The sequence below is a fragment of the Sporosarcina sp. OR05 genome (genome assembly GCF_041414805.1).
In the GTDB taxonomy this organism is placed as follows: domain Bacteria; phylum Bacillota; class Bacilli; order Bacillales_A; family Planococcaceae; genus Sporosarcina; species Sporosarcina saromensis.
The window spans coordinates 23,938-36,181 of sequence record NZ_JANKJL010000004.1 but is presented as its reverse complement, the minus strand read 5'-3'; the positions used below and the strand labels follow the sequence as shown (position 1 = coordinate 36,181).

The window sequence follows — 12,244 nt, the reverse complement described above, 5'->3', positions numbered from 1 at the left end:
ACTGATCAGGGGGAGTGGGGATCATTGAATAGGAAGAGCGTTATCACCGATTTGGAGGAGGTTATCACCGATTCGAGTGGCGTTATCACCGATTCTGAGAAGGTTATCACCGATTCGCTGGCCGTTATCACCGATTCCGAGAAGGTTATCACCGATTCTGGACACTTTATCACCGATTCTCTCTTTTCCGCCTAAATTCTTTACATGTACATCATCTCAAGTGTGAAACAGCGGGTCCCATTGTAGAACTTCGACGTTCCCACGGCTTTATCACAATTCCAAACAGCCCCAGACGCGTTACCACCGATTTAGAGTACTTTACCACCGATTCGAAGGAGGTTACCACCGTTTCCAAGCACTTTACCACCGATTCGGAGGGTGTTACCACCGTTTCTGAGCACTTTACCACCGATTCGCCCCTTTTCACCTATTTCCCCTTGCATTCCAAACGGTCACACTTGCAGGATTTTTGTTTATCACCGCTTAGCTACAGTTTATCACCGCTTGTCGGCCCTTTATCACCGCTTATTCGCCATTTATCACCGCTCAACATCATTTCATCACCACTTACCCATATAATGGATCTTAACTCACCCTAGATAAGTAAACATTACGACAAATCCGCCTCTATGCAAGTAGACATCTCCCCAACTCCACCCCCTTCAATCTTTTACGCTGTATAAATCAAAACCGCCCCACTCTTTTCGCCAATCAAAAAACGACCTCCTGATACTAGGAAATCGCTTGTATATTCCACATACCTATTTCAAATAAAACGACGAGCCATCAATCACTTCCACGTCCGCTCTCCGCCCTACTTCCTTCATCAGCTGAAAGAGTGCTGCGTCCTTCAATTTCGCTTCAATCATGCAATCTATTTGAGGAACAGTCCCTTTGATTTCATTCAAAAACTGAAAGAACATATCGACGTCCACCGTATCGGCGTGGTGGCGGAAAGCGGATTCACTTTTCGGACTGGAAATGTGCATTTTAATGGGTAGCGGCGAAGTGTCCCAAGTCGCAACAACCCTCCCCCAATCCTCAACCCAGTTTTCGTTACGATGATGCGCCAAATGATGATGGTAATCAAAGACAAGTGGAATGCTGAGCTTCTCACAAAGGTAAAGTGTGTCTTCCAGTTTGAACGATGTATCATCATTTTCGAGCATAATGAGTTGTTGTATAGCACGGGGGACTTCAAGCCAATTTGTAGCGAAACGCTCCAACGACTTTTCCGTATCTTTATAATTTCCTCCGACGTGTAAGACACAACGATGGGTCGCATCCATGTTCATTCCTAGAAGCAGTTCTTCATGCATCCGTAAAGTGGTTAAGGAATTCTGCAAGACATCTTTTTTCATGGAATTGAGGACGACAAAATGGTCTGGATGAAAATCAATCCGCATGTTGTGCTTCTTTACAAACTCGCCGATTTCCGCCAACTTTTCAGTTAACGGCTCCATATAGTCCCACTCGCTCAGCTCCTCATGATTTGCCAACGGAATGAGCCGAGAAGTTAACCGATAAAAATGAATTGCATTGAACACATTATGCTTCAGCAACCGATGTGTGTTTTCTAAATTTGCGAGCGCAATGCGTTCCAATTTGCGAATGGCCGCTTCCCGGTCACCAATTTTTTGAAACTGCGCAAATGTCATTGTTTTGGATGGTGATGCATTTTTCAACTCCATGCTCATCGCCACATACCCAAGTCGTACAATCGTCATATGACCACCTCAGAGATAGTATGGGGCGAACTCGGAGTAAGTAGACATTGGCAGTACACGAATTCAACTCATTTAGAACAACAAGTAATCTATGAACCGATTAGTCTCAACACAACTTTCTACCTACTGTAAAATAATACCTCTATTATCCTATTAAATAATAAACTATAATTAGTAGATTAAACATTAACATCATAGGAGGATGCTACATTTTATGAAATTTAACGTAGGAAAAAAATTATGGATTGGCTTCACATCCACTTTAGTTATCATGATGTTGATAGGCATTTCTGGATTATTCGCACAATCATCTATTGATAAAGAATACCAATATTTAATTAATGATAAAATAAAAAAGGTACTGTTGTTTGAACAATTGTCTGCTAATCAAAATCAGATCGCTAGCTTTCTTAGAGCATACATGTTGTATGATGACGTAACGTATCTGGAAGGCAAAGATAAGATTCTTACTACAGGTGACGAGATTCTAAGTGAACTGGATCAACTAGTCCGCACGGAATCCGCACGCGTCACACTTTCCGAGATTGTACAAGGTAGAGAAAGTTACAATGAAACAACCAAAAGAATGATTCAAGAATTTCAAAATGGTAATCAAGAAGAAGCATTGGTAATTGCAAAAGAATCTGCGGTTTATCAAAATCAGATCTCAAATAATATTGAAGAACTCATCCAACATCAAGTTAGCCAACAAGCCGTTACTGAGCAAGATTTACAGAACTTATTGTCTACAATCCGAATGATTACGATAGGATTAATGATTTTTGCTGTTATCTTGAGCATCGTTATTGCTCGTCTCATTAGCCGTAGTATCGCTCGCCCAGTCAGTACGATGACAACTTCATTGCGACAAATTGCAGACGGGAATTTCGCGATTGAACCTGTCACGATTAAAAATCGAGATGAGATTGGTGACATGGCCAACGCTTTTAATGAAATGGTAATGGATTTACGTGCAATCATTACAAATACACGAAATTCAGCGACACAACTTGCTGTTCAAGCTGAGGAACTTTCAGCGAGTTCAGAAGAAAGCCTAGCCGCTTCGGAAATGGTTGCTGAAATTGCGGAGAAAAACTTAACTGCTAGTGATTTGCAAGTAAGCATTGTTAATGAATCGACGACCGCAATGGGAGAAATGACATCAGGAATCTTGCGCATTAACGAAGAGAACGCAGAAATGATGCAATCCACTGAGAAAGTTACGAAGCTCGTTCATGAGGGGGCGACGTTAATGAAAGACTTCTCTGAACAAATGCTCTTAATTAGCAAATCAATGGAACATTCCTCGGAAATTATCGGTGACTTGGCGACTCACTCAGAGCAAATTCGTCGCGTAACCTCTGTCATTACGGCTATCGCAGAACAAACGAATTTACTAGCATTGAATGCGGCAATTGAAGCTGCACGGGCAGGTGAACACGGAAAAGGATTTGCAGTTGTCGCTGAAGAAGTTCGGAACCTTGCAGAGCAATCTAAACAATCAGCAGTCGAAATCGGCCAAGTGATTGACATGATGATTCAGAACGTAGGAAAAGTCGTGACAAGTACGACAGATGGCAATGAACGTGTAGAAGCAGGTCGTGTCGTGACAGAACAGACGAGAGATGTATTTGAGAAAATCGAATGCGCCTCCACTGAAGTGAGTACGAAAGTGACAACAGTTTCTGCCGCGATTGAACAGATTCGCGTGATGACTGACGAGGTATCCGGTGGTGCTAAACAAGTGCAAGAACTTGCTATACAAGCTGCATCGGAAGCTCAATCTACGAGCGCAGCTACTGAAGAACAACTTGCGGCAAATGAAGAAATTTCTTCAAATGCACAAACGCTCTCTCAATTGGCCGAGAACTTGCAAAGTGATATGAGTAGATTTACGGTTTAACTTCCCTAAGGGGACAGCGGATAAAAGAAATAGAGGTAATCGGAATAACCCATCAGAGCTACTCTCCGATGGGTTATTTTTCGTTTATACACTAAAAATTGGCCTTGCTCGGTTTAAAGTCCGTCACCCGTCCAACAACCAAATCGAAAATAGCGAAATGACAAAACTGAAAATGAAGGCCATGCCCCAATCCACCTTACGTCTTTCACGAAAGAGGAAACTTATAAAGCTACATAAGAGGAAATTGATTACGATGAGTACACCTAATGTTAGCATTGTCGCCACGAGAACCCCTCCTTATCAACTTCATTTCCTGGGAAACTACACACGTTAGTTCATCCCACTAATCAACACATACAAGCCTAACGGCGACACACTTACAGCAACTAATCCAACGACCATCCACTTTCCTTTCACCATCCGAACAAAACTATTAAACAAGTTCACACCCATGAGCAGGAATATAAGATAGAAAAACGCATCATTAAAAGTAGCAGGAATGATTAATGCAAAAATACCAATGATTGTTCCATAGTGAATGAATCGCTGAAGCGCAGTATGGTTACCTTTATTCATTCCCATCACTCGCTAGTAACTTTCTCGCAAACACCAACGCCTGCTCCGTCGAATGAATCAAAGCCACATCCCCTTTCTCCATCCTTAACGTCAACGCTCGCCGAAAGCACTCCATCGCTTCGTCAACCTTATGCATTTCCAACAAGCACTTGCCTTTATGTTGCAAAACAAAATCCCTATAAATCGTATCATCCGTTTCTTCACATCGTAACGATGCACGATTGAACATTTCCATTGCTTCCTCATGCCGAACATCGTATTTCAAAGCCTCTCCAAGGCGAATCAACGTGACGATTTCTCTACGAGCAGATCGAGTATTCACAGCATCCCGTAGATTCAATTTCAAATAATGAATAGCCATCTTCGGCTCTCCAAGTATCCGATATAAGTTTCCTAGTGTCCCGTATAGAAAAAAGCGTTCGTCTTCATTCGACTTTACCGCTTGTTCTGCAAGGTCGATGACACGACGCAACTGTAACGGATCAGAGGACTGCTCACGTAAAAAATTCTGTTCGTCAAAATAAATCGTCTCTGTTAGTGCAGCAAGTTCTTCTTTCACCGTTTGGATATCCATGCTTATTCCCCTCGTTCAAGTTGGTCTGCAGACAACCGCTTGCTATCGAGACAATCAAATTGAATGAATTCACCGACATACCCCCATAATTTCTCTCTATCACTCCACTTAGACTCACCACACGAATTACCACTTCATACAATATTATCCAACAATGCAACGGAATTCAATTGAATTTTTAGAATTAAAATCTCTTTGCCAGGAACTATTCAACGTACTCCTTGACCACCAAGACACAAAAACCTCCATGATTGTCACATCCCATTGAAAATTATGTGAAAAGTACGTATGTTACAAGTAGCGAATTACCATGTCTCGGGAATAAAAGGAGAGCGGATTATGCACAACTTATATGAAACGGCATTGGATATCGAGGAAATCGATATCATCCTTCACTTAAAGGAAGAACCTGTAGTTGTACAAAAACGGATGGCGGAAATGAACGGCACCCCTTTCACAACGGAAAACGTAAAACAAATTGAAGCTGCAGTGCACGTCCAACAACAGCAAGTGTTCAACGCAATGAAGTCTATGAACATTCCCTTTAAAAAGTTCCATTCATTTAACACCTTGTTAAATGCCATTGCGACAACCATTCCATCAAAAGATGTAAAGAAACTTTGTAACATACAAGACATCCAATTGATTGAATCAAACTTCAAGGTTTTGGCATCAGGGGCGACTTCGACAGAGGTAGAGTCATCCTTGGAACATGAAATGGACGTCATTTATTCAGAAGTAAAAGCGCTTTGGGCGGAAGGGATAGAAGGACAAGGGGTCAAAGTGGCTGTGCTGGATTCAGGGATTGACAGACACCATCCTGCCATTCAACATGCCTATCGTGGCGGGATGAACTTTGTTGATCAATCAGATCCTGAAAAATACGCACGAACGAGAGATGAAAATGACCCTTCCGAAACATCCCCAGACGAACGTCCTACAGGCGCTCCTGAAAAAGCATCGACGTCTGGCGCACGCTTTGAGACGTATCACGGAACGCACATTGCAGGCATTATTGCAGGTAAAAATGCATTTGGCGTAAAAGGGGTTGCACCGAGAATCGACTTGTACGCCTACCGTATTTTTGGATCCTACACGAGCGGTGACACATCAACCATCTTACGAGCAATTGAAGAAGCAGTCGCACAAAGAATGGATATAATGAATCTTTCATTAAGCGATAATAGCGACATGGAAAACCACGCATTGTCGATTGCCGTAAACAACGCAGTCCTCGCTGGCGTCGTTGTCATTAGTACAGCCGGCAATACCGGATCAGTTCGTGGGTCCGTCCGTGCGCCAGGAACAGCTCGTCTCGGCATAGCAGTCGGCAACTCAACCATCCATGACGAGATTGACAGCTCCAGCTCACGAGGACCGTCACGACCGAATTTTGACATTAAGCCTGATATTTTAGCACCTGGAACAGACATCCTTTCCACGATGCCAAGATACCGTCAAGCAGACGATTATACAGATGCTTATAAACGCGAGACAGGCACATCCCAAGCAGCACCCTATATTACAGGCGTCGCTGCACTCTTAAAGCAAGCCCATCCTGATTGGACGCCATTTGATATTAAAGTGGCCATGGCAAACACTGCAAAAGTACTCGATACAAAAGTGTACAATGTGTTCGACCAAGGGGCAGGCCGCGTTCGACCATATGCAGCGGTTCACCCTACCATTCTTGCTTATGCGCTTGAGGAAATCGATGCAACCGGCGAGGGAGAACTCGTTGAGAATCAAAAAGGGGCTGTGACGTTCGGAGCTGTAACATTATCAGAGGCGATCACCCTTACAAAACCTGTGCTTGTGAAGGATATAACAGGAACTGGTGGGCATTACGACGTAGCCATACACGTCACGCAACCGTTTGACGGTGCAACAATAACTGTCGAACCGCCTTCATTCACACTAGACGGCGAGCAACTGCTCCATGTCACCTTAACAGCTGCCAAAAACGAACAGACGAAATACCGAGATGAGATTCTAGGCTATATCCATATTACGGACCGCGAGCAATCGGTGGACGTATCACTGCCCTTTGCCGCAGACTTTAGCAACGGCGCAACCGTCACGCCAGCCATTGAGGAACTGAGCATAACTCAAAAAGATCTATCGTTTGGCAATGAAGAACAAGCACCTCCAACTGAAATCACATTGTCCATTAACAGTGACTTGTCCTACCCAACCCTAGAAATTACCGACTACTTGTCAAAAGCACCAGTAGACAGCTTGTTCTATGACAACGGATTAAGCCTAGGCACACGCAAATTCCCACTTCTTCACAAGTACACGTCCAGTTGGACAAACGAAGAAGCAACGCTAGCGGACGGCATCTATTCCATCGACTTCACCGGAATGGCCAACGCCGAGCCACTAACCGCAAGCATCGGGCCGATTTTCGTGAAATCGACAAAGCCTGTAATCACTGGAGCAATCCAAGGGGCGACAGTTACTGGACAAGTAACCGACCCATACATCGACTTCGCTAAATCGCTCGCTGAACGCGATGAAGCATTTGATGTGAATGAAAAGTTGAATGCGTCTTATCAATTGATGAAGGATGGCAAACTTGGTAAGCCTGTACCGTTTTTGTTGAATGAAGATGGTACGTTTGAAGTTGAGTTGGATGTACTGGAAAGTGTAAGGTAACGGTTGTGGATGCTGCGGGGAATAAGGGAGAGAGTTTGTTGGAATAAGGGGAAAATGTATGAACTGAAAGAGACCGTACGTAGTGTCAACATTGAATGACTAATGGAATAGAAGGTTACCAAACGAAATTGGCATTGAATAGAAACAACCCATCCTGAGTGAGTTGATCACTTGTGGATGGGTTTTTCATCATAAAATAACAACTATAGCTAGTCAGGCTGAAAATAAAAGAAATGAGAAAAAACATGGCATTTTAACAGAATTATATATCGCACATTATAACTCTTCTATTCCCAGGACTTTACATGGAGACTAGCCAGGATTATTAGTATAGATAAAAGGGAAATTATTACAAAGGTTTCAAATAACCTTTCCCGAATCATCTTTGCCACTATGTTTAACTCTTCACTAAAGATAAGGAATATAAAACTTATTAACGTTGTAATCAGTATGCTAATTATGACTTGGAGATACATTTGGTTTCTTTTCATACAGACAGCCCCTTCCCAAGCGGTAGTACTAACGAGAAATGAGACTCTTCGTCTCTTATATTATTGTAACTTTAAATATAAATAAGATCAAGATCATATCTCTGAAATTTTAAAAATTCTTGTTCTAGAAACTACTAGGAAGATTTAAAGGCAAAGATTTAATCGTGGCTGGTATCATATCCAATAACAATAACAATAGAAGAAGCGGAGAATAAAATACAAGCAAACTCAATACTGATTTCTTCACTTTAGTAATTAAATTCTACTTTTTATGAGGGCATGTAAATCATTAAAGGGTAAATATAAGTCCTTAGAAGAATAACAGCTATCACTAACAATAAAACTTGAGACAAGTAGAATAAGAACTGATAAAAATTAATGATGATTTTTAGATATTGGATCTTGATCTTTTTGTCGAAATAGGTTATAATAAAGAAAATAACCGAAAGGGTGTTCGAAAATGTCTGACAGTAATTCTCTAAAGGTAATTGAATTATTCGCTGGCGTAGGCGGGTTTCGAAAAGGATTAGAGCAAGCCAACTCCCGTCTTTTCGACGTCGTTTGGGGTAATCAATGGGAACCTTCCCGTAAAGCACAAGATGCATTTAATTGTTATGCTGGCAACTTCTCTAGTGGTGAACACAGCAATCAAGATATAGCTACAGTACCAAATGAATTTTTTCAAGATGTTTCTCCTGATTTAGTTGTCGGAGGGTTTCCTTGCCAAGACTATTCTGTAGCCAGAACATTATCTGGAGAAAAAGGAATACAAGGTAAAAAAGGAGTACTCTTTTGGGAAATCAAAAGAATACTGGAAAACGGAAATCCTAAATATGTACTTCTGGAAAACGTTGATAGACTGCTCAAATCTCCATCTTCACAACGAGGAAGAGATTTTGCTGTCATGCTTGCAACATTCCGTGATTTGGGATATGTCGTGGAATGGCGAGTAATTAATGCAGCTGAATATGGTTTAGCACAAAGAAGAAGAAGAGTTTTCATTTTTGCCTATAAAGGCGGTATCCCTTTTGACATTAACCAACGTGAATTGGACAAAAATGAAATAATTTTCAAGGAAGGATTTTTCGCAAAGTCATTCCCGGTAGAATTGGAACCTTACAAAGAGCGCATTTCTGCAGACTTCCTTCCAGAAGATATTATTGAAATCTCTGATGAGTTTTCATTCAATTTCCATACAGCCGGAATCATGAGAGATGGCAAGATATTTACTGCCCATGTCGCACCCATGCAAAAGAAACCCACTGTGCTGAGGGATATCTTAATTGATGAAGAACTTGTAGAGGAAAAGTTTTATCTGACACCAGCCGAAGAAGAAAAGTTCAAGTATTTAAGAGGACCAAAGAAAATTGAGCGAACGTCTGCAGATGGTCATAAATATAACTTCTCTGAGGGCGGAATGTCTCCTACTGATGATTTGGACAAGCCCGGAAGAACAATGCTAACAAGTGAAGGCTCTATCAATAGAAGTACTCACATTGTCGAAGTGAACGGCAAGAAACGATTCCTAACACCAATTGAATGCGAAAGGCTGAATGGATTCCCAGACAATTGGACTGCCGGAATGTCTGATCGTATGAGATATTTCTGTATGGGAAATGCCCTTGTCGTAGATTTAATTGAAATTATGGGACAACGAATTGAAGAAATTGAAATAACAAGTCAACCAACTGATATACAATTAAACTTTTCTTTTAGCTGATACATCTGTATCAGCTTTTTCTTTATGGTAGAATACTGGTAAGAACTACTGGGGGGGATAAGAATTGTTATATCAAAGTGAAAAAGAATTGTTATATAAGGCTCAGCAGGCCGAAGGAAAGACATTTGGCGAAATAGATAAGAGCGGGAGAGTTCAAAATGAACGCTCTAAAGGACACTTAGGTCAAATTATCGAGGAAAGTTTTTTTGGATATCAGGTAAACTCTAATAGCGAAGCTGATTTTGCAGATTTAGGTATTGAGTTGAAAGTCACACCAATCAGGAAAAATAAAAATGGGACGCTATCTGCAAAAGAGAGATTAGTTTTAAACATTATTAACTATATAGAGGAATCCAAAACTACCTTTGAAACTTCTAGCTTTTGGAGAAAAAACAAAGAGTTATTGTTAATGTTTTATGAATGGATCCCCGAATTAAAAAGAGCTGATTATAGAATTATTAAAAGTCATCTTCATAGATATGCTGAAGAAGACTTAGAGATTATTAAACAGGATTGGGCAGCTATTAACGAAAAGATAAAAAATGGCCTTGCTCATGAATTGTCGGAAGCAGATACCAATTACCTTGCTGCAAGTACTAAGGGTGCTAATAAAAGTTCATTAAGAGAACAACCTCACAATAGCGTCCTAGCAATGCAACGTGCTTATTCCCTTAAACAAAGCTACATGACCACACTCATTAGAAAAGTCATTTTAGAGGAGGACTTAGTAAGAATCACATCTCCTGCTGAACTCAAGAAGAAGACATTATTGAAAATCCTCGAAGAAAAATTTCAGCCATTCATTGGAAAGTCATTGGATGAAATTTCAGTAATAGGTCAAATAAAAGTGAACCACAAATCGAAAAGTTTCCTTCAACTCTTTATCAGCAGTCTCCTAGGTATCAAAGGTACGAAGCTTGAACAAATTGAAGAATTCGCGAAAGCAAACATTCACCTTAAAACCGTACGACTGGAACCTGATGGAGTCCCTAAGGAACATACGTCCTTCAAGAATGTCGATTTCGTGAAATGGGCTAATGAAGAATGGGAAGAAAGCTGGCTCAAGGAATACTTCACGGAAACAAAGCTACTATTTGTGGTTTTCCGATACAAGGAAACAAAAAAAGAGAATCCGAATAGAAAACTATATTTCGAAGGGATTACTTTGTGGAATATGCCAATGACAGAAATAGAAGGCAGGCTTAAAGAGTTTTGGGAACATGTTCAACATTTGATTCGAGATGGCATTAGACTTGTACCTATACAGCAAAAGGACAGGGTAATTGTGAACAACAATCTCCCTAAACCTAAATCTAATGGGCTATGTCACATCCGTCCAAAAGGAAGGGACGGAAGCGATCAGGTTCTGTTGCCCGACGGTCGAATGATTACGAAGCAGGCATTTTGGTTGGATAGGGAATTAATTGGAAAAATTATAAATAAGGAGAAGAAGATTTATTAATTTTACTCAATAATATGATTTACCTGTAATATATTCACTATCTTGAAAGAGGCGAAATGTTAATGGAATTTGATGTTTATTCACATCGAAATGGATTATTGGTGATGACACATGATGCAAGTTGTCTTCCATTATGGAAGGAAATAATAGATATTATAGATAGTATTACAGAAAGAGATATTATAAATCTTCATTTCACTAAATATATCAACAAGCAAAAGAGTATTTCTATGGCTTTAAATTATCTATTTAAACAAAGATTTTCAGCAAACAATTGGTTAAAAGAACCTTATATTTTTAATGACAGCAGATATATGAATAAGAATTGGAGACTAGACTTTGCTAAAGAGCCTGTTTCAGTAGAAGTTGCTTTTAATCACTCTGGGAGCGCAGCATGGAACCTTATGAAGCCTGTTATCGCCAGTGAATTGAATCATGTGCAAAAAGCAGTTCAGACTAAAATAGGGGTAATAATTTGTGCAATGGATGAAATGCGAAGTGTAGGTGGGTTCGACAATGCAGTCGGTACTTACGAAAAGTATATTGATTATTTAAAACCATTGAGAGTACAGCTAACAACTCCTTTGGTCATTATAGGATTGAAAATGCCAAAAAGTTTTGAAATAAAAACATATAAGTTATCAGTCAATAAAACATTAGGAAGGATATATCTTCTTCCAAAGAATGTTGAACTAAAAAGAATCACAAGAAACGGTAAATATGTCGTAAAAAGTAAATTTAGATATTATCAAGGCTCTTTGACACCTGTATTATTCATGCCAATGAAATATAAAAGATTACTTTAGAAAAATGCGGAATTAATCGTCCTTGGCAAAATAGATAAAGTGAGCATGAAAATTTCCGCAGCAACTAAGGCCCTCTAAGCTTACGTGTTTTTTTAGTTTAACATTAGTAAATAGCATCGCGATAAGTAAATATAATGCCGATTCATATTCCAATTGCGGAGGTAAATTATGCGCAGTTAAAGATGTTGATTAAGATATCAAAAGCGTTTTGATTGAGTAGGTTGCTTAAGTGAGTCAGGTGCATGAGAAAAATGTGGGTTGGAATGATTGAGGGCTGTCTTTAGGATAGTCCTTTTTCGATAGATTTATTATGTTTATCTACCTTTG

General features: G+C 40.2%; 11 protein-coding genes. 6 read left to right on the top strand and 5 right to left on the bottom strand.

Features of this window, described 5'->3' with window-relative positions; translation table 11 throughout:
• The first annotated feature begins 24 nt into the window (after window positions 1–24).
• Window positions 25–195, top strand: coding sequence for a hypothetical protein (locus tag NRI27_RS08615; RefSeq protein WP_371390358.1), 171 nt, complete (start codon window positions 25–27; stop codon window positions 193–195).
• Between the two features lie 113 nt (window positions 196–308).
• Here the strand turns inward: NRI27_RS08615 and NRI27_RS08610 are convergent, their stop codons facing one another.
• Both NRI27_RS08610 and uvsE read right to left on the bottom strand, forming a co-directional pair.
• On the bottom strand, window positions 309–443 hold the full coding sequence (locus NRI27_RS08610; protein ID WP_371390357.1) for a hypothetical protein: 135 nt from the start codon (window positions 441–443) through the stop codon (window positions 309–311).
• 318 nt (window positions 444–761) lie between these two features.
• On the bottom strand, window positions 762–1,727 hold the full coding sequence (gene uvsE / locus NRI27_RS08605; RefSeq protein ID WP_371390356.1) for a UV DNA damage repair endonuclease UvsE: 966 nt from the start codon (window positions 1,725–1,727) through the stop codon (window positions 762–764).
• Between the two features lie 214 nt (window positions 1,728–1,941).
• Here uvsE and NRI27_RS08600 point away from each other — a divergent pair, with 214 nt between their 5' ends.
• Window positions 1,942–3,630, top strand: coding sequence for a methyl-accepting chemotaxis protein (locus NRI27_RS08600; protein WP_371390355.1), 1,689 nt, complete (start codon window positions 1,942–1,944; stop codon window positions 3,628–3,630).
• A gap of 123 nt (window positions 3,631–3,753) precedes the next feature.
• Here NRI27_RS08600 and NRI27_RS08595 read toward each other — a convergent pair whose 3' ends face one another.
• From NRI27_RS08595 to NRI27_RS08585, 3 genes are read right to left on the bottom strand one after another with little or no spacing between them, the layout of a single operon-like run.
• A complete protein-coding gene (locus tag NRI27_RS08595; RefSeq protein WP_371390354.1) occupies window positions 3,754–3,915 on the bottom strand; it encodes a hypothetical protein in 162 nt (53 codons plus the stop codon).
• A 45-nt stretch (window positions 3,916–3,960) separates the two neighbouring features.
• Window positions 3,961–4,206 carry a hypothetical protein gene (locus tag NRI27_RS08590; protein ID WP_371390353.1) on the bottom strand — a complete coding sequence of 82 codons (246 nt, stop codon included), beginning with the start codon at window positions 4,204–4,206 and terminating at the stop codon, window positions 3,961–3,963.
• Window positions 4,199–4,780: a tetratricopeptide repeat protein gene (locus NRI27_RS08585; protein ID WP_371390352.1), complete on the bottom strand. Its 582-nt coding sequence runs from the start codon at window positions 4,778–4,780 to the stop codon at window positions 4,199–4,201. Before NRI27_RS08585 ends, NRI27_RS08590 begins: the two co-directional genes overlap by 8 nt.
• A 339-nt stretch (window positions 4,781–5,119) precedes the next feature.
• Here NRI27_RS08585 and NRI27_RS08580 point away from each other — a divergent pair, with 339 nt between their 5' ends.
• The 4 genes from NRI27_RS08580 to NRI27_RS08565 all read left to right on the top strand — a co-directional run bounded on the left by NRI27_RS08580 (window position 5,120) and on the right by NRI27_RS08565 (window position 11,917).
• Window positions 5,120–7,438, top strand: coding sequence for a S8 family peptidase (locus NRI27_RS08580; RefSeq protein WP_371390351.1), 2,319 nt, complete (start codon window positions 5,120–5,122; stop codon window positions 7,436–7,438).
• Between the two features lie 951 nt (window positions 7,439–8,389).
• Window positions 8,390–9,649: a DNA (cytosine-5-)-methyltransferase gene (gene dcm / locus NRI27_RS08575; RefSeq protein WP_371390350.1), complete on the top strand. Its 1,260-nt coding sequence runs from the start codon at window positions 8,390–8,392 to the stop codon at window positions 9,647–9,649.
• 64 nt (window positions 9,650–9,713) lie between these two features.
• The gene (locus NRI27_RS08570) at window positions 9,714–11,111 is read left to right on the top strand and encodes a Sau3AI family type II restriction endonuclease (RefSeq protein ID WP_371390349.1); all 1,398 of its coding nucleotides are present in this window, start codon (window positions 9,714–9,716) and stop codon (window positions 11,109–11,111) included.
• Window positions 11,112–11,173: 62 nt separating this feature from the next.
• Window positions 11,174–11,917, top strand: a complete 744-nt coding sequence (locus NRI27_RS08565) for a BglII/BstYI family type II restriction endonuclease (RefSeq protein ID WP_371390348.1) — start codon at window positions 11,174–11,176, stop codon at window positions 11,915–11,917.
• Window positions 11,918–12,244 lie beyond the last annotated feature (327 nt).